Origin of the sequence: Paraburkholderia sp. RL18-101-BIB-B, from assembly GCF_046026985.1 — a bacterium.
Taxonomy (GTDB): Bacteria; Pseudomonadota; Gammaproteobacteria; order Burkholderiales; family Burkholderiaceae; genus Paraburkholderia.
The window spans coordinates 336,434-358,925 of record NZ_JARESV010000002.1 but is presented as its reverse complement, the minus strand read 5'-3'; the positions used below and the strand labels follow the sequence as shown (position 1 = coordinate 358,925).

At 64.5% G+C, this 22,492-nt stretch carries 26 protein-coding genes and 1 tRNA gene; 13 read left to right on the top strand and 14 right to left on the bottom strand.

All coding sequences use genetic code 11. The features are described from left to right. Positions 1–33 precede the first annotated feature (33 nt). From P0D73_RS04675 to P0D73_RS04660, 4 genes are read right to left on the bottom strand one after another with little or no spacing between them, the layout of a single operon-like run. Positions 34–1,107 (bottom strand): DUF1839 family protein, encoded by a 1,074-nt coding sequence (locus P0D73_RS04675; protein ID WP_408175661.1) that lies wholly within the window; start codon positions 1,105–1,107, stop codon positions 34–36. Continuing rightward, positions 1,104–2,168, bottom strand: coding sequence for an amino acid--[acyl-carrier-protein] ligase (locus tag P0D73_RS04670; protein WP_408315099.1), 1,065 nt, complete (start codon positions 2,166–2,168; stop codon positions 1,104–1,106). The genes P0D73_RS04675 and P0D73_RS04670 overlap by 4 nt, the downstream gene beginning before the upstream one ends. A gap of 1 nt (position 2,169) precedes the next feature. Beyond that, complete coding sequence (locus P0D73_RS04665) at positions 2,170–3,456, bottom strand: acyl-CoA dehydrogenase family protein (protein ID WP_132374888.1); 1,287 nt, start codon at positions 3,454–3,456, stop codon at positions 2,170–2,172. Continuing rightward, positions 3,453–3,704, bottom strand: a complete 252-nt coding sequence (locus tag P0D73_RS04660; protein WP_132374887.1) for an acyl carrier protein — start codon at positions 3,702–3,704, stop codon at positions 3,453–3,455. The genes P0D73_RS04665 and P0D73_RS04660 overlap by 4 nt, the downstream gene beginning before the upstream one ends. A gap of 347 nt (positions 3,705–4,051) precedes the next feature. On the opposite strand from P0D73_RS04660, the gene P0D73_RS04655 reads away from it, so the two are divergent. The 7 genes from P0D73_RS04655 (at position 4,052) to lepB (ending at position 10,871) form a co-directional block, all read left to right on the top strand. Next, positions 4,052–4,585, top strand: coding sequence for a GNAT family N-acetyltransferase (locus P0D73_RS04655; protein ID WP_408430002.1), 534 nt, complete (start codon positions 4,052–4,054; stop codon positions 4,583–4,585). 460 nt (positions 4,586–5,045) lie between these two features. Continuing rightward, complete coding sequence (locus P0D73_RS04650; protein ID WP_408175659.1) at positions 5,046–5,879, top strand: methyltransferase domain-containing protein; 834 nt, start codon at positions 5,046–5,048, stop codon at positions 5,877–5,879. A gap of 95 nt (positions 5,880–5,974) precedes the next feature. Beyond that, positions 5,975–7,189 carry a sugar phosphate nucleotidyltransferase gene (locus tag P0D73_RS04645; protein WP_408429999.1) on the top strand — a complete coding sequence of 405 codons (1,215 nt, stop codon included), beginning with the start codon at positions 5,975–5,977 and terminating at the stop codon, positions 7,187–7,189. Next, positions 7,164–7,781: a flavin reductase family protein gene (locus P0D73_RS04640; protein ID WP_408429997.1), complete on the top strand. Its 618-nt coding sequence runs from the start codon at positions 7,164–7,166 to the stop codon at positions 7,779–7,781. The genes P0D73_RS04645 and P0D73_RS04640 overlap by 26 nt, the downstream gene beginning before the upstream one ends. 332 nt (positions 7,782–8,113) lie before the next feature. Beyond that, positions 8,114–8,833 carry a FadR/GntR family transcriptional regulator gene (locus P0D73_RS04635; protein ID WP_132374882.1) on the top strand — a complete coding sequence of 240 codons (720 nt, stop codon included), beginning with the start codon at positions 8,114–8,116 and terminating at the stop codon, positions 8,831–8,833. Between the two features lie 145 nt (positions 8,834–8,978). Continuing rightward, positions 8,979–9,977: a Gfo/Idh/MocA family protein gene (locus P0D73_RS04630; protein ID WP_408429994.1), complete on the top strand. Its 999-nt coding sequence runs from the start codon at positions 8,979–8,981 to the stop codon at positions 9,975–9,977. A 195-nt stretch (positions 9,978–10,172) separates the two neighbouring features. Next, positions 10,173–10,871, top strand: a complete 699-nt coding sequence (gene lepB, locus P0D73_RS04625) for a signal peptidase I (protein WP_408429991.1) — start codon at positions 10,173–10,175, stop codon at positions 10,869–10,871. A gap of 18 nt (positions 10,872–10,889) precedes the next feature. On the opposite strand, the gene P0D73_RS04620 is transcribed toward lepB, so the two are convergent. The 7 genes from P0D73_RS04620 to P0D73_RS04590 all read right to left on the bottom strand — a co-directional run bounded on the left by P0D73_RS04620 (position 10,890) and on the right by P0D73_RS04590 (position 16,424). Continuing rightward, complete coding sequence (locus P0D73_RS04620; RefSeq protein ID WP_132374879.1) at positions 10,890–11,549, bottom strand: amino acid ABC transporter permease; 660 nt, start codon at positions 11,547–11,549, stop codon at positions 10,890–10,892. Between the two features lie 107 nt (positions 11,550–11,656). Beyond that, positions 11,657–12,451, bottom strand: a complete 795-nt coding sequence (locus tag P0D73_RS04615; RefSeq protein ID WP_408429988.1) for a cystine ABC transporter substrate-binding protein — start codon at positions 12,449–12,451, stop codon at positions 11,657–11,659. A gap of 132 nt (positions 12,452–12,583) precedes the next feature. Beyond that, on the bottom strand, positions 12,584–13,645 hold the full coding sequence (locus P0D73_RS04610; RefSeq protein WP_408429985.1) for a quinone-dependent dihydroorotate dehydrogenase: 1,062 nt from the start codon (positions 13,643–13,645) through the stop codon (positions 12,584–12,586). A gap of 96 nt (positions 13,646–13,741) precedes the next feature. Continuing rightward, positions 13,742–14,563 (bottom strand): arginyltransferase, encoded by an 822-nt coding sequence (locus tag P0D73_RS04605; RefSeq protein ID WP_408315105.1) that lies wholly within the window; start codon positions 14,561–14,563, stop codon positions 13,742–13,744. A gap of 116 nt (positions 14,564–14,679) precedes the next feature. Beyond that, complete coding sequence (gene aat, locus P0D73_RS04600) at positions 14,680–15,417, bottom strand: leucyl/phenylalanyl-tRNA--protein transferase (protein ID WP_408429983.1); 738 nt, start codon at positions 15,415–15,417, stop codon at positions 14,680–14,682. Positions 15,418–15,426: 9 nt separating this feature from the next. Then, complete coding sequence (locus P0D73_RS04595; protein WP_132374874.1) at positions 15,427–15,972, bottom strand: NUDIX hydrolase; 546 nt, start codon at positions 15,970–15,972, stop codon at positions 15,427–15,429. 375 nt (positions 15,973–16,347) lie between these two features. After that, a tRNA-Met gene (locus P0D73_RS04590) sits at positions 16,348–16,424 on the bottom strand. 238 nt (positions 16,425–16,662) lie between these two features. Between P0D73_RS04590 and P0D73_RS04585 the strand changes: the two genes are divergently transcribed. Next, on the top strand, positions 16,663–17,160 hold the full coding sequence (locus P0D73_RS04585; protein WP_408429981.1) for a heme-degrading domain-containing protein: 498 nt from the start codon (positions 16,663–16,665) through the stop codon (positions 17,158–17,160). Positions 17,161–17,170: 10 nt separating this feature from the next. Beyond that, a complete protein-coding gene (locus P0D73_RS04580; protein ID WP_408175798.1) occupies positions 17,171–17,503 on the top strand; it encodes a DMT family transporter in 333 nt (110 codons plus the stop codon). Between the two features lie 31 nt (positions 17,504–17,534). Here P0D73_RS04580 and P0D73_RS04575 read toward each other — a convergent pair whose 3' ends face one another. Next, positions 17,535–17,927 carry a hypothetical protein gene (locus P0D73_RS04575; protein WP_408175644.1) on the bottom strand — a complete coding sequence of 131 codons (393 nt, stop codon included), beginning with the start codon at positions 17,925–17,927 and terminating at the stop codon, positions 17,535–17,537. Between the two features lie 75 nt (positions 17,928–18,002). Then, positions 18,003–18,194, bottom strand: coding sequence for a hypothetical protein (locus P0D73_RS04570; RefSeq protein WP_134456271.1), 192 nt, complete (start codon positions 18,192–18,194; stop codon positions 18,003–18,005). A gap of 289 nt (positions 18,195–18,483) precedes the next feature. Between P0D73_RS04570 and P0D73_RS04565 the strand changes: the two genes are divergently transcribed. Beyond that, positions 18,484–18,768, top strand: a complete 285-nt coding sequence (locus tag P0D73_RS04565; RefSeq protein ID WP_408429978.1) for a hypothetical protein — start codon at positions 18,484–18,486, stop codon at positions 18,766–18,768. Beyond that, positions 18,768–19,229: a DUF1488 family protein gene (locus P0D73_RS04560; protein WP_408429977.1), complete on the top strand. Its 462-nt coding sequence runs from the start codon at positions 18,768–18,770 to the stop codon at positions 19,227–19,229. The genes P0D73_RS04565 and P0D73_RS04560 overlap by 1 nt, the downstream gene beginning before the upstream one ends. A gap of 48 nt (positions 19,230–19,277) precedes the next feature. On the opposite strand, the gene P0D73_RS04555 is transcribed toward P0D73_RS04560, so the two are convergent. Next, positions 19,278–20,276, bottom strand: a complete 999-nt coding sequence (locus tag P0D73_RS04555) for an NAD-dependent epimerase/dehydratase family protein (RefSeq protein ID WP_408429975.1) — start codon at positions 20,274–20,276, stop codon at positions 19,278–19,280. Between the two features lie 135 nt (positions 20,277–20,411). Between P0D73_RS04555 and P0D73_RS04550 the strand changes: the two genes are divergently transcribed. Further along, the gene (locus P0D73_RS04550) at positions 20,412–21,290 is read left to right on the top strand and encodes a TetR/AcrR family transcriptional regulator (protein WP_408429972.1); all 879 of its coding nucleotides are present in this window, start codon (positions 20,412–20,414) and stop codon (positions 21,288–21,290) included. Positions 21,291–21,336: 46 nt separating this feature from the next. Beyond that, positions 21,337–22,473: an enoyl-CoA hydratase/isomerase family protein gene (locus P0D73_RS04545; protein WP_408429970.1), complete on the top strand. Its 1,137-nt coding sequence runs from the start codon at positions 21,337–21,339 to the stop codon at positions 22,471–22,473. The last annotated feature ends 19 nt before the right edge of the window (positions 22,474–22,492 follow it).

The following is a 22,492-nucleotide window of genomic DNA, read 5'->3' as shown; positions in this document are numbered from 1 at the left end:
CCCCGAGAAGTCCGCGAAGCCGCGCACGGCGCGTCACAGCACCAGAGCGGCGAGCGGTGGCAGCGTCTTTTCGTAAGCGCTTTCGAGCACGTCGAAGCAGTCTTCGCACAGATCGCGGCGGCCGCGGGCAATCGCCCGCACGAGCCGGAACTGCATCACCATCGACTCCGACGCGATGCTCTGCGCCGCTGCCGGAATCGCTGCCGGCACCTCGAAGCCTTGTGCGGAAAGCCACAACAGATACTTCGAAAGAAACTCGAAGTTCGCGCCGAGCTGCCGCATCAGGTTGAACGAGTACGGGTGGAAGAACTTTTCGCCACGTTCGAAGAGCGTCTCGAGATGCGCGGGAAACGCGGCACGCCATTGCGAAATGGGGTTCGTCAGCGGCCGGCGCCCGAGGTGCGCGCACAGCAGTTCCGCCGACGCTTCGGCCAGCGCGGTGCCTTCGAGCGCGGGCCGCGCCTGCTTGGCGAACTCCACATACGGAAACAGCAGATCGGGCTGCTGCTGGAACTGCGGCAGCTTGCGAAATACGCCGTCGTAGTCTTCACCGTCGAGCAGGTGATAGCCGGTGTTGTGGAAATAGCCGAGACGGCGCGCGTCCGGATCGATGAAGTCGATGCCCACCGTGGTTTTCGGATGCTCACGCCGGTACGACGTGGCGCGCGTGTTCGGCAGGTAATAGCCGTCCACTTCCACCAGCACGGTATGGCCGCGCAAGGTCTGCGCGAGCACGCGCGTTTCGAGCGAATCGTAGATGGCCAGTTCCTGCACTTGGGTGCCGTAGAGCCGGTCGAGGTCTTCGAGCGGAAACTTGAAGAACGTGAACTGGTCGCCTTCGAAATCCTGCGTGACGGTAAAACCGAGCGCGGCGCGCGGGTCGAGCCCGAAGCCGTGCAGCAGTTCGATCCACAGATCGACGTAGCAGTTGGTCTCCTGCCACACACGCTCGCCCTGATGCAGCGCATGCGGCGCATGCTCGCGCAAACGCGCGGCGGGCGCCGGCGCCGGTGCGGCCACGCCACCCGCGGCGGGCAGATCGACGCGCCGGGTCAGCAGGAAAGCGCTGTTCGCGCCGTTCGGTACAGGTGTCAGCGACGGATTCATACGCACTCTCCGGTGCCTTGCGCCGTTTCGGCGGACGACGGTTGCATGGTTGCGAGCCCATGCGCCACGCGCGCTTCGGCATCGCCCCACAGCAGCGCGCGCACATCGTCCGGCCAGGCGTTCACGTCGAGCCCATGATGACGGAATAGCGCGAGTGTGATGCGTTCCATGCCGAAACCGACACAACCCGTATGCGCGACCGTGCCGTCTTCGCACGCGATCTTCCAGATCGCGCCGAAGTGTTCCATGTGATAGTTGAACGACAGGCAAGCCGTCTTGCCGCGCGGATCGGCCACCGGAATCAGCAGTTCGAACTTGAGCGCCTGGGCACGCTGGCTATCGGCGACGATCTTGCCGCCGCGGCCGAAGAACGGATCGTTGGCGAGATCCACTTCGACCGGCAATTGCAGCAGATTGACCAGCAGCGAGCCGCGTTCGATCCACATCTGCCGGAATGCCATCACCTGTTCGGCGCTGCCGAGACGCACGTATTCGCGCTGGCGGAACATCTGCATGCGGCCGGGATCGAGCGACGGTTCGTGACGGAAGCAATACGACAGCACGTCGATCGTGCGGCCGTCGGCGGGCAACGGACCGCGCCGCGCCATCACCGGATAGATCGGATAGCAGGCAGCCGGCGTGAGCACCACGCGGGTCGGCTTCTGCTGCGCCATCCACTCGTCGCTGCGATCGTCGTCGCTTTCCGTCATGGCGTCGTCGAGTGCGTGCAACAGGCGCCGGTGGCCCATGTCGTTGCCGCAGAACGAGTGGATCGTACCCGCCAGATTCGGGAAGCTCTTCAGATACTCGCTGTCTTCGAAGTCGGTGCGGCGCATGGCGGGCGGAAAGCGCAGCACTTCCGGCTGCTGGTCGGCGCCCAGATGCGTAATCGCCACGTTCAGGCGGTCCACCACGTCTTCGAAAACCTGGCTGCGGCCATACAGGCCGTTTTCGCCGGTGTCGATCAACAGGCCCGCGGCCAGCAGTTCATCGCGAAAGCTCGGCGCTTCGGCTGCTTGCGCGGCGGCGGCAAGAGCGACGGTATCGGTCATCGTGTTCATATCAGGCTCTCCCCGGGGCGGCAGGACGTTGCGCGAGCAAGAGGCTCGCGGTGTTCTGCGCAATACGGTCGTTATTGATCATCAGCGGCGCGGAGTGCAGGTCGCGCAAATGGCGCCCGACGCTGTACGGCGTGCCGTTCTTGTAGCCCGCCATGCCGCAGATCATCAGCACTTCGTGCACGACCTGCAGCGCGGTGGTGGAGATGCTCGTCTTCAGCGTGTTCATGTCGGACGCGAATCCGAGCATGGCCGCGAGCGGCGCATCGGCTTGCGAGCCGCCGTGGCGCGCCTGGTGAGCGGCGCGTGCCGCCTCCAGCGCGACCGCGAGGCGCGCCTGCATCATCTGCAGCAGACCGACCGCTTCAGCGAGGCGCAAACCGGCCGGTGGCACCACACCTGGCTTCGCACGCGCCTGTGCACGGAAGAACGCTTTCGCGCGATTCACGGCGTCGGTGGCCACGCCGGTCCAAACCGAGGCCCACAGCGTGTGCGAGACCGGCAGCATGGTTTGATCGGCGATCTCGGCGAATGGCGTCGGCAGAATCTGTTCGGCCAGACCCGTGGCGACGAGCCGGAAGCCCTCGCTGCAGGTTCCGCGCATGCCCATCGAATCCCAGCCGCCGCGCTTTTCCAGTTGCGTGTCGGAACGCAACGCGACGATCAGCACCTGGTCGGCGGCTGCCGACTCGGCGGTGCGGCGCGCGGTGACGAGAATGCCGTCGGCGTGCGCGCCGTACGAAATCGTCGGTGCGAGCTTTTCGATGCGAAAGCGCGCAGCGTCGAGTTCGACCGAGCAGGCGCTGGTGCGCATATTGCCGCCGATGGTTTCCTCGGAAGTGGCCGATGCCAGCAGCCACTGCTGCTTGACCAGTTGCACGAGCAACTGCCGATGCCATGCCGCATCGCTGCCATGCGCCTCGATACATGCCACCTGGATCTGGTGCATCGCATACACCATCGCGGTGGAGGCACAGCCTTGCGCGAGCGTTTCGCAGATCGCGCCGACGTCCGCGAGCGACAGGCCCGCGCCGCCGAACGCGGCCGGCACCATCGCCGAGAGCAGGCATTCGCGCTTGAGCGCGTCGAACGCTTCGCTCGGGAAGCGCGCCTCGCGATCCACCGAGTCGGCGAACTGCGCGGCTACCGCCGCACAGCGTTGCGCGGCCGCGCGCCAGCCGGGTTCGGTTTCGACGGCGGTCAGCACGACCGACGCGTCGGCGCCTTCGGACGCATCGTGCGCCTGCGTAGCGGCGGCGGCCGCCGCCGCGTCCAGCAGCGGGGCGTTCATGCTGCCGCCTTCGCCTGTTGCAGCTCGGTGATTGCGGCGGCCATCGAATCGATGCTGGAGAACAGGCGCCGTGTCAACAGACGGTCCGGAATTTCAATCCCGAATTCATCTTCGATTGCCAGCATCAGATGCACGGTCGCGAGCGAGGAGAGGCCCGCGGCGTACAGGTCGGCGTCATCGGCCAGGGTGTCCGCCGGGACATCCAGGCGAGCCGATTCGGAAAGGATGCGTCGCAATGCGTTTTTCATGGTGTGGTCCCCTGTTGTTGAACAGTCTTGAATTTGCGGACATCGATCCAGCGCACGTGATCGCTATTTCTGTTCGTTGCCGCGGCGCATGCCGGCGGAGTCCCTATGCCGGATGCGGCGCGTTCACATTGACTGCGTGCGCTTTCGGGCGGTTTTCTGCAAGCCGCGCCCCGATGTCTGCGTATTTAAGAATTGTCAACGCCCAGCGTCAGTGCGATGGCGCACGGAAACACGAGTTTCGTGGACGTACCGTGTAGCCATCAGAACGGGCCGGCCTATACAGCCAGGTCGTAGAAGCCGGCGCGCGATGCCGGCCTCATTGAACTTACTGACCGCTGGGGTACGTGATGAACTGGAAAACGCTGGAATTCGATCAGCTTTCGGCTCGCGAGTTGTATCTGATCTTGCGCGCGCGCAGCGCGGTGTTCGTGGTCGAACAATCGCATGTTTGTCTTGACGCGGATGGCCGCGACGAACACGCGTTGCATGTGTTCGCCGTGGAGGACATGGCGCGGTCGATGCCGATCCTCGCCTACGCGCGCCTGCAACCCGGCGACGCGGAAGATCCGGAGATCACCATCGACAAGGTGCTGACGAGCCCGCAGCGACGCGGCGACGGCACCGCCGAACTATTGATCGAACGCGTGCTGCAGGCGATTGTCGGCCGTTGGCCGGGCCATGCCGCGCGTGTCAGCGCGCCGCTCGGTTTGCGCGGCTTCTACGAACAATTCGGCTTTCGCAAGACGGAAGGGCCCTATCTCGAACACGGCGTGCCCTTCATCGGCCTTACGCGGCAGGTGCGCGGCAGCCAGCCGCTTTTCGGCGGGCGGCGCCGTGAGCGCGACAGCGCGGTGCTCGTGAACACGTTCGAGTTGTTGTGATGGGGCGGGCGCTCGTCACGCCTTCCAGTGCACAAGTCGCACGTGCGAAGCTGACGCCACGCGAAAGCGATGTGGCCTCGGCCGCGCGCGCTTCTCCTATCAGGTGTGCTCGCCACGCGCACGACGTTCGCGCTGCGCGCGTCGCATGGCGACGGACTACGCTGTCTATTTCTAATAGCGCGTATGACATGCATTCGCCTTTGAATCGGACTCCAAGACAATGTGGCTGGACGTACATATCGATCATGCAACGTTTGTTGTAATGGATTGAGAGCGGGGACCTGGTGAGGAGCGTGGCGTGAGGCCAGTGGTGTTCGATGGCCGGTTCGGCTGGTGGCATCCGGCGAGCCAAAGGCCACGCGATGGCTTTTAAAGCGTGCGCGCGGGTTCCGTCTATTCGGGGAAGCGTTATGCATGCGCACGGATTTTCCAGCGCACAGACGCTTACGGGGAGCGCGTAGTGAACAGTCAATCCGAGTTGGACCGCATCAACCGAGTCGCATGGAATTCGTCGGACGCCGAGCGCGTTTTCATGCTCGACAAGACCTATTCCGATCCCGGCGAACGGGCTGCCTTTGCCTGGCTCGCACAGCGTTGCGCGGGTGAGCCCTTGCTCGACATCGGAATCGGCACCGGCCGCACGATTCCGTTGATGACGGCGATCTCCGACGACTACACCGGCGTCGACTACACACAAAAGCTGCTCGATCTCGCGAAGGCACGCTTTCCTGATCGCGACCTTCGGCACATGGACGCGCGTGACATGTCCGCGCTGCCTTCGGATCATTACGGGCTCACGCAATTCAGCTGGAACGGCATCGACTGCGTCGACTACGACGATCGCGTGAAGATTCTCGAAGAGATGTATCGCGTGGTGCGGCCCGGCGGCTATGTGCTGTTTTCGTCGCACAATCGCGGCGGCCCCGGCTACGGCGAAAACATCTGGCAACTGCTGCCGAAATTCACGTTCAATCCGCTCAAACTCGGCTGGCGCACGCTGCGCTCGGCGCGGCGTTTCCAGCTCGGCACGCTGAACTATGTGCGCAACGCCAAGTTGAATCACGACTACGGCGGCTATGCGGTCAACACCGCGGCGGCCCACAACTTCGGCATTGTGATCGTCTACACGACGCTGCGCGAGCAGCGCCGGCAACTGGCGCAGGTCGGCTTGCAATGCGACGCGGTGTTCGACAGTTCCGTGGGCAATCTCATTACCGACGATGTGGAACCGAGCGACGCCTGGTGGTTTCACTTCATCGCGCACAAACCGCTCGCTGCTTGCCGCTTCGACTGACGGCAGCCACTGAACGAAGGCATGGCTTGACACGTAGCACGCAGGACAAATAGAACAATGCGCCGGACCAGTTTGACCGGATAGGGGACTTGCACATGAATCGCATCGTAGAACCAGGCAATCCGCTTGCCTCGGCCGGGGGCGTCAGCGAAACAGCCACGCGTCTATCCGTGCAGCCGGTGATTCTCGCCGGCGGCTCGAGCACGCGATTGCGGCCGTTTTCGCGCGAGCGCAGTCCGAAGCAGTCGATCGGCCTGGTGGGCGACGAGTCGCTGCTCGAAACCATGCTGAGCCGCCTCGACGCGTCTTTCGCCGCAGCGCAACGCACTACGCCGGCATCCGGCACGCATTCCATTGCAGCACCGCTGGTGGTCCGGTGCGAAGATCGGCACCCACAAACGCTCGAGCGTCTGGAGCGGCTCGAACGATCGGCCCGGCCGGTGCGCATGGTGCTCGAACCGATGTCGCGCAATACCGCGCCCACGTTGACCGTCGCCGCGCTCGCCGCGCGCGCGTCGGTTGTGCAAGGCGACGATCCGCTCGTCGTGGCGTTGCCGGCGGACCACCTGATTGCCGATCACATTGCGTTCGGCTCGGCGCTCGCCGAGGCGCTCGAACACGCGGCACGCGGCGCCATTGTCACGCTCGGCGTGCCACCGAAGCGCGCGGATACCGGCTACGGCTATATCCGCACGGGTAGGGCGCTCGGCACGCGGGGCGCGCGCGCCATCGAACGGTTCGTCGAGAAGCCCGATCCGGAACTGGCCGAGCGCTATCTCGCTTGCGGCAATTACTGGTGGAACAGCGGCATGTTCGTGGTGCGCGCGTCGGTGTGGCTCACGGCGATCAAGCTCTGCCAGCCGGCGATTGCCGAGGCCTGCGCGGCTGCGTTCGAGCGTGCCACGGTCGACGGCGGCGGCGCGCTGCATCTCGCGCGCGATGCCTTCGCCCTGTGTCCGTCCGATTCGATCGACTACGCGGTGATGGAGCGCGTCGGCACCGACGCGCGGCTGATCGGCGTCGCGGTGCCGTTCTCCGCGGGCTGGTCGGAGGTGGGCGGCTGGGATTCGGCGGCACGTGGCACGGCCCACGTCACGCGCGGCGAGGAATGCTTCCTGCTCCCGGAGAACCAGTCGACGGGCATTCCGCCCGGCGTCGCGAACCGGTTCGAGAATCCCGACAGGACGCCGCTTGAAAGGATCGAGGTGCAATCAGGCCGCTATCTCGGCGAAGACGACATCGTGCGCTTTGACGACCAGTACGGTCGCGAACAGGAGGCCAGCCATGCAGGCAAGGGTACTTCACGCTGAGGCGCCGCGCGCCTCGCAGGCGGCTTTCGACGAGCGGCGCTTTCGCCACGCGTTGGGACGCTTCGCGACCGGCGTCGTGGTGATCTCGACCGGCAGCGGCGACAATTTGCACGCGATGACCGCCAACGCCTTTATGTCGGGTTCGCTCAAGCCGCCGCTGATCGTCGTCTCGGTCGGGCACCGGGCGCGCATGCACGAGCGTCTGATGGACAGCGCGCTGTTCGGCGTGAGCGTGTTGTCCGAGGCGCAGGAGCCGCATAGCCGCCACTTCGCCGGCGAACCGCAGAGCTTGCTCGCGCCGCGTTTCGCGGCGGTCGAAGGGCTGCCCGACGTGGAGCTGCTCGAACACGCGGCGGCGCGTTTCGCGGCGCGCGTGGTGGACCGGCATCCTTGCGGCGACCATACGCTCTTCGTCGGCGAGGTGCTGGTGTTCTCGCTCGACGAACACGCGCCACTGATTTTTTTCGGCGGGCGCTATGGGTCGGTGACGGCGGGGTCGGTGACGGCGCCGGGTTGCACTCAGAGTTCCATTCAGGGTTCGACGGCGGCTTCGACGCAGGACTCGCCAGCGGTTGCCGTGAGCACCCGCTGATGCGCACGTCATTCGTCGTTTCCCGCCAGCCTATCCGCCGAGGCATCGTGGATCAGACAAATCGTCTCGCAACGTGCGTCTTCGCACTATGCAAATTCTGCAATGCAGGCACGCTTGATATGCAAGCTTATGGCCCGTCAAAATATGCGGCGTTACAAGGAAGAAACAATTCTTCAGAGGGATAACCCTGTCAGGAAGTTTCCCAACTGGCGCAACCGTTTTGAAGCTAGCAACGTATCGTAGAAGAACTAAGTGACATCAATAGAACGACGTATAAGGGCCGCTTGATCAACAGGCTACGCGGGGGCAAACACCGCTTCGGGGAGAGTGTCATGGAACAGGCAAACAAAGATCGATCGCTCGTGAGCAAAGTCATGGATGGACTGGTCACGGGGATCGTCGAAGAGAAATACGGCGCCATACTGCCACCGCAGGATGTGCTGTCGAAGGAGTTCGACGTCAGCCGCACCGTCATGCGCGAGGCGCTGTCGATGCTGCTCGCGCGCGACATGCTGGACGTGCGGCCGAAAATCGGCACGCGCATCCGGTCGATGAGCGATTGGCGCATGATCGATGAAGACGTCGTGAACTGGCGTTTTCGCGCGAAACCCGATCCGCTGTTTCTGCGCGACGTGATCGAGTTTCGCATCCTGATCGAGCCGCGCGCTTCGGCGCAGGCGGCCGCGCGCGGCAGCGCGGCGGATATTGCCGCGATTCGCGAGGCGTTCGAGGCGTTCCGCACGATCCGGCCGGGCGAGCCGGGCTATCAGGAAGCGGACGAACTGTTCCACACCCGCATCGTGGTGGCGAGCGGCAATCAGTTCTTCAAGCAGATGGCGGCGATCATTCGCGGCGCGCTATCGACGGTCAATCCCATCGTCACCGACAGGGACGGACTGTGGGAAACCGCGGTGAATTCCCATCAACGCGTGGTCGAAGCGATTGAACGGCGCGATCCGAAGGAAGCGGAGATCGCTTCGCTCGCCATGATCGACTACACCGCAGAAGAAGTCAGCGGCCACTTTTCAGCGGAACCGCCGGCACTCGGCTGAGCGTCGCCGCCGCGGCGGCACGCTGGGTCTTTGGTATTTTCCTTGTGAGACTGTGTGGCAGAGGGCGCGAGTTCACGTCCACGCGAGAGCGTGCGGCATGCGCGACAATAGCGCCTGTTCTGAACTGCATGGACTCGAAGGAACGATGACAATCGCAACGCAGGAAATCCCCTCGGGCGGCACGATCCGTTGGGGAATCGTCGGGACGGGCCGCATTGCCCGTCGCTTCGCACAAGGTCTCGCTCATGTGCCGCACGCGCAACTGACCGCGCTGTGGTCGCGCCGCGCGGAACCGGCCACGGCTTTCGCCGGTGAATTCGGCGGCGAAGTCTGCGCGAGTTTCGACGCGCTGCTCGCCAGCGGGATCGACGCGCTCTATATCGCCACCGTCCAGGACAGTCACGCTGACTACGCAATCGCCGCGCTGCAAGCTGGTCTGCACGTACTGTGCGAAAAACCCGCCACCATCAATCAGCCGCAGCTCGAGCGCGTGCTCGATGCCGCGCGCGCCGCGCAACGGCTGTTCATGGAGGCCATGAAGCCGCCCTTTTATCCGCTCTACAGAAAGTTGCGCGCGCATCTAGACGCCGATCCGATCGGCGCGGTCGGTCTGGTGCGAGCCGGCTGCTCGGTGCCGGGCGTGCCGGACGATCACCCGTCGCTGTCGTTCGAGCATGCGGGCGGCGCGCTGCTCGACATCGGCATCTACGAGATGTTTCTCGCCGTCGACTGGCTGGGCGCGCCTCGTGAGGTGCAAACGCTCGGGCGGCTCGGGGCGACCGGCGTCGATACGTTCGCGAGCCTGAACAGCCAGCACGAGGGCGGCATCGCCCAGTTGTTTTGCGGGCTCGATCTGCACGGCAAGGGTGATGCGCTGCTGATGGCCAAAGGGGGCCACGTCACGATTCACGAGCCGTGGTGGAATCCGTCGCGCGCGACCATCCGCTATGCCGATGGGCGCGTGGTCGAACTCGACGAGCCGTTCGAAGGCGGCGGGCTGAACTACGAGACCGCGCACTTCTGCGATCTGATCCGGACGGGGCGGATCGAAAGCCCGGTAATGCCGCACAGCAAGTCGCTGCAGATGATCGCGATGGCCGACGCGGCGCGCGCGGCGCTCGGGTTGAAGTTCGCGGGCGAATGAAGGCGCATTGAGCGTGCGTCGAGGCGTGCGAGCCCGTGCGGCCGCCATGCCATCTTGCGATCCCGCTATCGCGATCCGCGGCCGCTGTTGCCGCGTTGCACCCAGCAGCGGTGGTAGGATTTGCGCGGGCATGCGGAAAGAAAAACGCTCCACGTGCCCGCTGCTTTCGAATTCCTTCCAATGGAGCCGCCTGCCATGCGCATGCTCGGAAAACTGTGGCGCGACAACAAGAGCCTCGTCGCGTTTCTCTTCTTGATGGTGCTGTTTCGCAGCGCCGTGGCCGACTGGAACGTCGTGCCGAGCGGCTCGATGCTGCCGACCATCCGCGAGGGCGACCGCATCTTCGTGGACAAGATGGCCTACGATCTGCGCGTGCCGCTCACGCACATCGCGATCGCGCATCTGCACGATCCGCAGCGCGGCGATATCGTGACGATCGATTCGTCGGCGGCGCATGAGTTGATGGTCAAGCGTCTGATCGGCCTGCCCGGCGACAGCGTGGCGATGCGCGAGAACGTGCTGTACGTAAACGGCGTGCGCGCCGATTACCAGCCGCTGAAGTTCAAACCGCTGCCCGGCGACGCCGCGTCGCCCGGCGATTATCTGACCGAGCGCTTCGACGGCGTCGCGCATACCGTGCGGCTCGCGCCGCAAGCGCCGAGCCCGCGCGACTCGTTTGGGCCGGTGATCGTGCCGCCCGGCGAGTATCTGATGCTCGGCGACAATCGCGACGACAGCGCCGATTCGCGTTACTTCGGCTTCTTTCCGCGCAAGGAATTGATGGGCCGCACGCGTCACGTCGCGTTTTCACTCGACCCGGATCATTACTACACACCGCGCTTCGAGCGCTTCGGCGCGCCGCTGGATTCGGCGTCGTCTGTCGCCAGCCGTTAAGTCAGATGCCCCAGGGTCTCAGTGGCGCGACGGCAGCGCAAGGCGCCGTTCGTACCAGCGTTGCACGCTTTCGAGCACCTGGCACAGCACCCAGTAGATCGCGGCCGCGGCGAGATACAGCGGCAGCGGCTGATAGGTCGAGGCGATGATTTCCTGCGCGCTGCGCAGCAGTTCGGTCACGGTGATCACCGACACCAGCGAGGTGTCCTTGATCAGGCTGATCAGGCTGTTCGACAGACTCGGCACGGCAATGCGCAAGGCTTGCGGCGCGATCACGTAGCGCAGCGTCTGGCGGCGCGAGAGTCCGAGACTATAGGCGGCGAGCCACTGGCCCTTGTGGATGCCCAGGATCGCGCCGCGCATGCTCTCCGACAGGTAGGCCGCCACATTCGCCGACAAGGCGATCACGCCGGCCGGCGTCGGATCGAGTGAAATGCCGAAACTCGGCAAGCCGTAATAGATCACGAAAATCTGCACCAGCAGCGGCGTGCCGCGCATCACGCTCACGTAAATGCGCGCGATCCAGTTCAGCACGCGGTTGTGGCTGACGCCCATCAACGCGAGCACGGCGCCGGCAATCAGGCCGAAGATCATCGACAGAACCGCGAACTTGACCGTCAGGACGGCGCCCTGCGCGAGCACAGGAAGCGATTGGACGAGCAGGGAAGTGGTGGACATGAGCGGTGGTCGGTTGGCGCGCAAAAGCGCACATCATAAACTTTGCTGCAAAAGCGCGAAGGGCGGCATCGCTGACGATGCCGCCCTTCGTTTCAGTCAGCGCGTCTTTACTTGATCGGCTTGCTGACGTCGATGCCGAACCACTTGTCCGAGATCTTCGAGAACGTGCCGTCCGCTTCGAGCTGGGTCATCGCGTCGTCGATCGCCTTGGCGAACTTCGGATTGCCCTTTCTGAACGGAATGCCAGACGGCGTGCCCGCGCCGACGTTGGCGCCGGTGCGCAGCGGCAACTGCGAGTTCTTCATCAGGTACGCGAGCATCAGGCGGTCGTTGAGCGCCGCGTCCAGACGGCCGGCGGCCAGATCGCGCAGATACTCAGGCGCGCCCGGATACGTCTTCACGTCGATGCCCGGCACCGACTTGGCCATGTCCATGTAGTTCGTGCCCAGACCGACGCCGAGCTTCTTGCCCTTCAGGTCGTCGAGCGACTTGAACTGGCGCGTGTCGTCCTTACGCTGGATCAGTTGCGCGGCCGAGTACGTGTAGGCCGGCGAGAAGTCGAGCGCCTGCTTGCGCGCCTCGGTGATGCCGACCTGGTTGACGATCACGTCGAACTTGTTCGCCTGCAAACCGGCGATGATGCCGCTCCATTCGGTCGTGACGAATTCCGGCTTCACGCCGAGCTTGGCGGCCACGGCCTCGGCGATGTCGACGTCGTAGCCGACCAGTTCGCCCGACGGCGCTTTCGAATTGAACGGCGGGAAGGTGCCTTCGAGGCCGATGCGCAGCGTGCCGCGCTGTTTGACCTGATCGAGCAGGTCGTCGGCGTGGGCGGCGACGGCGGTGAACGAAGCGCCGATCAGACCGGCGACGAGAATCTTTTTCAGCAAGCCAAATTTCATCGAGTTCCTTTTTGTTCGTCTGGCGTTTTAACAGACGAAAGCATAACAAAGCAGACTATCGAAACCAAAATACCGTTTGTTTATGTCTATATACCGGCGCGGCTCAGCGCGCCGCGCTCACTGAGGCCGCGCTTAGCGAAGCGCTTGCGCGCATTCGGCGATCAGCGCCGGTCCGCGGTAGATGAAGCCGGTATAGAGCTGCACCAGCGACGCGCCGGCCGCGATCTTGGCGCGCGCGTCGTCGCCGGAAAAAATCCCGCCGACGCCGATGATCGGCACCGCTTCGCCGACTTCCGCGCGCAGCTTGCGGATCACTTCATTCGACGCGTCGAACACCGGCTTGCCCGACAGGCCGCCGGCTTCGTCGCCGTATTGCATGCCGGCGACGGCCGTGCGCGCGAGCGTGGTGTTGGTGGCGATTACGCCTTCGAACTGATGGCGCAACAGCGTGTCGGCGATCGACTTGATCTGTTCGTCGTCGAGGTCCGGCGCGATCTTCAGCGCGAGCGGCACGAGCTTGCCGTGCATGTCGGCCAAGCGCTGCTGCTTCTCTTTGAGCGCCGCGAGCAGCGCGTCGAGTTCGCCGGCGCCTTGCAACTGGCGCAAATTCTTCGTATTCGGCGACGAGATATTGACCGTCACGTAGCTGGCGAACGGATACACGCGCTCGAGACAGTACAGATAGTCTTCGGCGGCGCGTTCGATCGGCGTGTCGGCGTTCTTGCCGATGTTCAGGCCGAGAATGCCGCGATAGCGCGCGGCCTGCACGTTCTTCACGAACTGGTCGACGCCCGCGTTGTTAAAGCCCATCCGGTTGATCACGGCGTTCGCCTGCGGCAGGCGGAACATGCGCGGGCGCGGATTGCCCGGTTGCGCGCGCGGCGTCACCGTGCCCACTTCGATGAAGCCGAAGCCGAGCGCGGCGAGGCCGTCGATGCAGGCGCCGTCCTTGTCGAGGCCCGCGGCGAGTCCCACCGGATTGCGGAACGTCAGCCCCATCACGGTGCGCGGCGCATCCGGCACGCGCGGCGCGAGCGCGCCGGCGAGGCCGGTGCGGCCGGCGGCGCCGAGCATGCGCAAGGTGAGGTGGTGAGCGTCTTCCGCGTCCATGCGAAAGAGTTGGGCGCGTACAAGCGGGTAGAGGGAACTGAACACGGGACGAAGCCGGGCGGCCGGAAAATGGGAACCCACCATTTTACCGGCTTTGAGGCTTCAATGAGACCGACTGGCGGGATCGAGTCGCGGCCCGAGCGGGCCGCTGCTGCTACTGCCTTGCTATGTACGGCTTTGCTACGGCTTGAACGGCGCGCGCTTGCCCTGCATCGCCGGGTCGAGCGGCGGCAGGTCCACGCCCGTGGGATCGAGCACGCGCCAGGCGCCGTCGATCAAACCCTCGAGCGGCCGGAAATTCGCCTTGTACGCCATCTTCGGACTCTCGCGAATCCAGTAGCCGAGATACACGTAGGGCAGCTTGAGGCTGCGTGCCTGCTCGATCTGCCAATAGATGTTGTAGGTGCCGAAGCTCGTGTTCGGCAGCCCCGGCTCGAAAAACGTGTACACCGAGGAGAGCCCGTCGCCGAGGATGTCGATCATGCTGATCATGCGCAGAATGCCCGGCGCATTGGGCCGGTCCCGCAGCGGCTCGCGGAATTCGACCAGCCGCGAGTTGATCCGGCTCTGCAACAGGAACTGTTCATATTGGTCGCGGCTGTCGCGATCCATGCCGCCGCCCGCATGCCGCGCCGATTGATAGCGCATGTAGAGCGCGTAGTGCTCTTCGTCGTAGTGGAGCGGCGCGACGGTCGCGATCAGTTCGCCGTGTTTCTTCCAGACGCGGCGCTGCGTGCGGTTCGGCTCGAACTGGTCGACCGGCACGCGCACCGGCACACAGGCGCGGCAGCCGTCGCAATATGGCCGGTACGTGAACACGCCCGAGCGCCGGAAGCCGGCCTTGACGAGGTCGGTGTAGACGTCGGAGTTGATCAGGTGACTCGGGGTGGCGACTTGCGAGCGCGCGATGCGCCCGTCCAGGTAACTGCAGGGATAGGGCGCTGTTGCATAAAATTGCAGCGCCGAAAGCGGGGAAAGAGGCAGCTCGTTGGGATGAGTCACGTTGGCAGCTCTCGAAGCATCTCTGGTAATGCAAACCCGGCGCCTTGCGGTGGACGACCCGCGGCTCGTGACCCGCGGCTCGGTAGGCGGCGGATCCGGATTCGGCCTGATTCTTCCTACGCCGCTGGCGCAACGACCTCGAGCAACGCGGTCTTGTCGAAGCGCCAGGGAATCGGCGGCGCCTCGACCGACGCGCGAACATGCGCGATGAACGCCTTGCGCGCTATCTCGCGACCGCCTAGCGACGCCAGATGCGACGTGTTCTGCTGGCAGTCTATCATTTCTATTTCGTGACGGCGTAAGTGTCCGACAAGCGCAGCCAGCGCCATTTTCGACGCATCCGTGATGTCCGCGAACATGGATTCGCCGAAGAACATTTTGCCGAACGACACGCCGTACAAACCGCCCACGCGCTTGCCTTCGAACCAGGTTTCGATGCTGTGCGCGTCGCCCACACGATGCAGCGACGAGTACGCTTCGACGACATCCGCGGTGATCCATGTGCCGCGCTGTCCACGTCGCGGCGCCTGCGCGCAGGCGCGCATCACTGCGGCGAAATCATGGTCGACGCGGATTTCCCACGCGTCTTCGCGCAGCACGCGCCTGAGCGTTTTGCGTAGCGACGGCGCCACTTTGAAGTCGGCGGGGCGCAGGACCATGCGCGGGTCGGGGCTCCACCACAACACCGGCTGGCCGTCCGAATACCACGGAAAGATGCCGCGCCGGTAGGCGTCGATCAGCCGCGACGGAAGCAGGTCGCCGCTGGCCGCGAGCAGGCCCGGCGCGCCGCTGGTCGCGCCGAGGGCGCGCTCGACGGGCGGGAACGGATCGTCAGGTCCGAGCCAGGGCACCATGCGCGCCGCTCAACCTTCGCGCAGCGAGCGGAAGATGTCGCCCGTGTGCAGGCCGAAGCTGCCGGCGGCGCGGTCGGCGAAAAAGAAACGCAGGGTCTGGCCGACCGTGGGAAAGGCAATCTCGTCCCAGGGGATTTCATGTTCTTCGAAGAGCTTCACTTCGAGGCTTTCTTCACCGGCGGCAATGTCGAGGTCGAGCAGGCGCGCCATATAGAACAGATGCACCTGATGCACGTGCGGCACGTTCAGCAGCGAGAAGAGGTTTTGCACTTCGACGCGCGCGCCGGCTTCTTCCAGCGTTTCGCGCGATGCCGCCTCGGCGGTCGTCTCACCCATTTCCATGAAGCCCGCGGGCAGCGTCCAGTAGCCGTAGCGCGGTTCGATTGCGCGACGGCACAGCAGCACTTTCTCGTCCCACACCGGGACGGTGCCGACCACGTTGCGCGGATTCTGATAGTGCACCGTGCCGCAACTGCCGCATACGAAGCGCTCGCGGTTGTCGCCAGGCGGAATGCTCAGGCTGACGCCCTGGCCGCAGACAGAACAGAATTTCATAGGAAGGGGACGAGAAAGGGTGATAGGAGTTTATCACTGGCACGAGGTTTTTCTCAGGCCGCAAAATAGCGTCGCGCGGGATTCCGCGGGCAGTGAGGTCGGTGCCGAGGGGTCGTCCAAACTGCTCGCAAATGGCGCAATCATTTTGTTCGGAATCCGGAGTATCTTGCGCGCGAGGCTTGATCCGAGGGCGTGGATGGCGTCGCGGGCGGGGCGATTTGCCGTCAGAACCGCTGCCGGAATCAGACTGGGGAAACGAGAAAAGCCGGGAATGCGCCACGCGCTATGAAATATTTGGAAAGAAAACAAAAAAGGCCTGCCGGTTGGGCAAGCCTTCAATGTTGTTTTCGACGTAGTCAACCAGCTTGGTGCACTTGGTTGCGGGGGTAGGATTTGAACCTACGACCTTCGGGTTATGAGCCCGACGAGCTGCCAGACTGCTCCACCCCGCGTCCGTCGAAGAAAAGATTATAGAACAAAGCCGATAGCTGTGCAATAGCTATTTAAGAACCGGCTTCAATCCGCGGGCCATGAATCTGCGCGCGGGGTCTGAAGGTCGCCGCACGCATCGCTCACGTCGCATGCCGGAAGGCCTGCGTAAGGCGCTGCGCTAGAATTCAGATTCCTCTCGCGACGCCGCCATGCACGCACGGCGGCGCACGCTCCACCCCTTACCTTGCTCTGAACTCCATGGATATCGCTCACGATCTGCAGGTGATTGCCGCTCAGGAACACGCGCTGGTGTTCCCACAATTCGATGCCGACCGCGCGTGGCAAGTCGGCGCCTATCTGCACGAGGTCGCCAAGGCGCGCGGTATCCCCGTTGCGATCGACCTGCGCACCTTCGGTCAGCCGGTCTTCTTCAGTCTGCTCGACGGCGCGACGCCGGACAACGTCGATTGGGTGCGCCGCAAGAGCAACACGGTTGCGCATTTCCGCCGCAGCTCGTACGCGATCGGCCTGAAGATGCAGCAGGCCGGCGGCACGCTCGCCGAGAAGCACGGCTTGCCTGCTACGGAGTACGCGTCGCATGGCGGCGCGTTTCCGCTGACGGTGGCGGGCGCTGGCGTGATCGGGTCGATCACGGTGTCGGGTCTGCCGCAGCGCGGCGATCATGAACTGGTGGTGGAAGCGCTGTGCGCGCATCTGGGCCACGACTACAGCAAGCTCGCGCTTGCAAAGGCCTGAGGCGATGCGGCTGCCTCCTTATGCCTTGCTCGGCATCGCGATCGTGGCCGAAGTGATCGCGACGTCCGCGATGCGCGCGTCGGAGGGCTTCTCGCGGTTCCTGCCTTCAGCGGTTGTCGTGCTCGGCTACGGCGTGGCGTTCTATTGCCTGTCGCTCACGCTCAAGAGCATTCCGGTCGGCATCGTCTACGCGGTGTGGTCCGGCGCCGGCATCGTGCTGATCACGCTGGTCGCGGTGCTGCTGTACCGGCAGGTGCCCGACGTGCCGGCCGTCATCGGGCTCGGGCTGATCATTGCCGGGGTTGCCGTGCTGAACATGTTTTCGAAGATGCAGGCGCACTGAGCCGCCACGCGAACCCAGGCGCCGCGGGCGCTTATTTGCAGCGCACGATCATCGAGCGGTTTTTCACGTTGGCCGAGACGACGTTCGTGACGCTGCCGCCGGCCGTGCCGCCTTCGTCATTGTCTTTCGACACGATGTCGTAGCCCGTCGCGCCGCATGCCTTGCCGGCCTGCACGTAGCAGGAGGCCCAGCTGGAAGCGGCGTCGGCGCCGCTGCAATTCACGGCGAAGCCGGTCTGGCCGTTCGGCAGATTGATCAGCGACGTGGTGTTCGACGATGCGCAGCCGGCGAGGCCCGCCGCGCCGAGCAGCACGGCGGCGGGAAGGGCGGCCGACAGCGACGTCCGGCGAACCAGCGCAAACACTGCATTGGTTCGGAAGCGGTCGAGGCGGCCGGCGCGGCGCAGTTGCGTCATGAAATGCATCGTGTTGTTTCCTTTCAGATTGATATTCGGGCTTGCCACGCAGACCGGGAGCGCCTGTCGAGTCTCGCAAGACGTTCAGGGCGTTTCGATCGTAATGCCCGCCGCGCTGACCATCCGGCGGCTTTCCTCGCCCTCCTTGGTGGCCGCGTCTTCCCAGATGCTGATGGCTTTTGGAATGTCGATGCCGTGGCTTTCGGCGTAAGCAAACCATGTGTTCGCCGCATCCGGCTCGGGCAATTCGTGGTTTTGCAGAAAATATTTTCCCATATTGCGCTCGCTGAACTCGAAAAGGCGTCGTCGCGGCAGCACGGACCGTGCCGATGATCCCGTTCGACCGGCGCGAGCCGAACAAGTGCGATCGGGTCCGTCGCCGCGTGAGTCGGACAGAACTAATCGGCTCGCGAGGCGCCTTACATACTGGTTAACCGCGCGCCGACGCGCGTGCTGCACCGGCCGCGCGGCCGCAACCGGCGACATGAAGGTCAACGCACAGGCAGACGTATCGAACGCAGGTCCACGCGGCGTCCGCCCATGAATTGCAACGAGGAGAACGAATATGGCTGAACGGGTCAGCGGCCCTTACCGTGGTTATTACATCAGCGCCGCCGCGCGCCTCGTGCCGGCGACCGTGACCGATACGCCGGCCACGGCCGCCGGCAGTGCGAGCGGGATTTACGTCGGCTCGGTGAGCCTGGCTGAACACGGTCCGGACGATCCTCACCGAATGGAAACCTTGCTTGAACTTGGCGACGGGCAGCGCTTCGGCAGCGAAGAGGAGGCGCTCGTCTTCGTCGAGCAGGCGGCGCGCGATTACGTCGACCGCTTGTTGGGAGGCGCTTGATGGCAGTGAGTAAGGCGGAGAAAAGCGTGACTGCGAGCATTGACAAAACCGCTGACGAAAGCGCTGCGGCAGGCTGGACCGCGGTCCGGCCGCGCGAGTACCATATCGACGTTGTCCGGGGCCGGCCAGTTCTCGCCGGCGCCGGTTCCCTGCCGGATCTTTCTGATGAGGCGACCATGGAAATTCGGTTTCCCGCGGACGCGCCCGCTTACCGCGACTCGAATCTGACCGTTGTCTTTCCCGCACTGGTGGACGGCGAGCCGGTGCCGTGCGCGATCTCGGTGGAGGCGCTCGAAGATCACTTCGGCGCCTACTCCGAGGACCTGGAAGGCTGGATGCGGGCGTTCGACGCCGGACGTCCGCGCATCGAAGCGGTTGCGCGCGAGCACTTGCAGATCAGCAACGGCACGCCCGTGCTGCTCAAGAGTGGCCACTTTCCGCCGGGCAACGTAGCGGGGTAGTGGCGCTGCCACACCAGCGCCGTACCCGGACAGTGCTCGTATTCTCATTCAAGCCGCGCTCGCGGCGCTTCTGTTCGCTCCTGCATTTGCCGATGCCGACTTGCGCGCGGCATCGAAGGCATGGCGGATGCCTTCTTCATAAGACGTCCTGGCGATCGGGCCGATCAGTTCGGTCAACGCCGAGTCGTCGAGCACGACCGGTTCGGTCATCAGGTAATTCATCTCCACCAGTTCCCGCATCAACGGATTGAACAGGCCGAGGATGCGCAGCAGGGTTTTGCCCGCCACCATCAGCTTCGGTTGGCGGCCCGCCAGCGCGTAGGCTTGCCGCGCCACTTCGCGCTGCGTGATGGTGCCCGCGCCAGCGAGGTGCCACCATCGTCCATACGCCTCGGGCGTGCGGGTGAGCTGTTCGACCACCGGTCCGATATCCGGCAGATAGATGAATTCATGTGGCACATCCACGGGGCCGATCACCTGCGCGCGTTTGCCGTTAGCCGCGGCTTCGAACACGCCGTTCAGCAGACTGCGTTCGACACCCGGGCCGTAGAAGTCGGGCAGGCGCAGCACGAGGGTCGAGAGGCCGTCCTTGCCATGCGCGGCCAGCACCAGATTTTCCTGCGCGAGCCGCATTTGGCCCTTGAACGTATGCGGCTCACGCGGATGGTTTTCGCGGACCGGATTGCCGCGGGCGCGGCCGTACGGATACACCGTGCCGATCAGAATGAAGCGCTCGACGCCCGCTGCCGTTACGCCGGCAAGCGTTCTCTCCATGAGCGGCGGATGCGCGGCGAACTGATCATAGGGCACGCCGACCAGATAGATCACCGTCTGCAGGCCTTGCGACGCCGCGCGGATCGAAGCCGGGTCGTCCGGATTCCACGTGACGATCTCCGCGTGGGGATCGTGGCCGAACGCTGCCTCGAGCGGCTGGCGCGAGCGGCCGACTACCCGATAGTCGCGGCCCGCCGCGCCGAGCGCCGCCGCGATGATCTGACCGGCCGCGCCCGCGGCGCCGAATAAACCCACCTTGCCTGTGACTTGCATGACGACTCCTTGAAGCGGCGCCGCATCGCGTCCGCATGAATTGCGACTGATGTTCGAAAATTTAATGAACACCGTTCAGTGAACAGCGTTCAGTTTAATTTGACTTTTCAGTTTGTCAACCCGAAAATGCTCGTCATGGGAATAGCCGAACGAAAGAACCGCCAGAAACAGGCACTGCGCGAACGCATCCTCGATGCGGCGCGGCGCATCGTGATGCGCGAAGGCTTTGCCGCGCTGTCCATGCGCAAAATCGCCGACGCCATCGAATATTCACCGGCCACGCTGTATCTGCACTTCGCGAGCCGCGATGAGATCGCGCAAGCGTTGTGCGCGGAGGGCTACGCGCAACTGCTGGAGACGTTCGTGCCGCTCGCGGGCATCGCCGATCCTGCCGAGCGGCTCAAGGCGCTCGGGCGGGCTTATGTGGCATTCGGCGTCGCGCATCCGGAAACGTACCGGCTCATCTTCATGGAAGATCCGAGCTACACCGGCGCGGCGTTGGGTGGCGCGGCGAAGGGTAAGGCGGTGGCGGGCGAGGGCAACGGGATCACGGCGTCTGACGAGGCAAGCGGCGAAGCGGCCGCGCCCGAGGACGATCCCGGCGAGGCCGCCTTGCACATCATGATTTCCGCGCTCGAAGAACTCAAAGCGGCGGGGCGTCTGTCGGCGTCGATGGATGTGGCGGTGTGGGCCGAGGCGTTCTGGGCGAACCTGCACGGTATCGTTGCCCTGAACCTCACGTGTCCCGTGTTTCCGAGCGCGCCGCTCGATACGGTGGTGGAGGTCGCGCTCGGCGCCTGGCTGGGCACATCGCACGCAACGCAACCGCAGAGCACCAAGACCACCGCCGGCACGCGCAAGAAAAAATCCCCTGATGTTCGCACCGAATCGTCAGAGGAGTCGGAGCCGGAACCAGACAACGAGCCCGCCGCTCAGCCTTCAGCCAAAAAATCGGCGAAAGCGGCGAACGGTGTCAGCGTGCCGGCTCCCAGGCGCAAAGCCACGAGTGCGTGATAACGTTCAATTCCACCTCACTGTGCGCCGTTGCGCTTAGCTCTCCATGTCCATTTCCGCCTCGCCCGCCATCAGCGACGAAGTCGCGACTTACGTAGCCAACCGCATCGGTTTCATCGAACTGGAAAGGCCGAAGGCGCTCAACGCGCTGTCGACCGGCATGATTCGCGCGATGCACGCGGCGCTCGACCAGTGGCGCGAAGATCCGGACGTGCTCGCCGTCGTGGTGCGCAGCCAGCACCCGCGCGCGTTCTGCGCGGGCGGCGACATCCGCTTTCTCTACGAGTCGGCGCAGCGCGGCGCGCATGACGCGCGCGACACGTTTTTCATCGAGGAATACCGGCTCAATCACGCGATCTTTACCTATCCGAAGCCGTATATCGCGTTGATGAACGGCGTCGTGATGGGCGGCGGCATGGGCATTTCGCAGGGCGCGCATCGCACCGGCGGTCTGCGCGTCGTTACCGGTTCAATCAAGATGGCGATGCCCGAAACCCGCATCGGCCTCTTTCCCGATGTCGGCGCGGCCTGGTTTCTGGCCCGCACGCCGGGCGCGATCGGCCGCTATCTGGCCGTGACCGGCGAAACGATCGGCGCGGCCGACGCGCTCTACGCGGGTCTCGCCGACACGTATATGGACGACGCGGCGTTGCCCGCGCTGGTCGACACCTTGCGCGGCGAGCGGTTCGAGCGCGGCGCGGACGTGGTGGCGTGCGTCGAACGCGAGACGCTCGCGCATCAGGTCGTGCCGCGACCGGAGGCGTCGTCGCTGGCGAACGCGCGTGCGTTGATCGATCGTCACTTCGCGTTGCCGGATGTCGCGCGGATTCTCGCGTCGCTCGAAAGCGAGCGCAACGGCGGCGGCGACGCCGCCGATTGGGCCGAACAGATGATTGCGGTGTTGCGCGAACGTTCGCCGCTGTCGATGGCGGTGTCGCTGGAAGTGGTGACGCGCGCCGAGGGTTCGATGGCCGATGTGCTGCGTAGCGATCTCGATCTGACGCGCTCGAGCTTTCTGCACGGTGACACGATCGAAGGCATTCGCGCGCGCATCATCGACAAGGACAACGCGCCGCGCTGGCGCTTTGCGCGCATCGAAGACGTGAACCCCGCCGAGGTGGAGAAGATGTTCGAGAGCCCGTGGCCGGCGAATGAACACCCGCTGCGGGATTTGCGCGGTTAAGGCGCGAGCGATTCCAAGT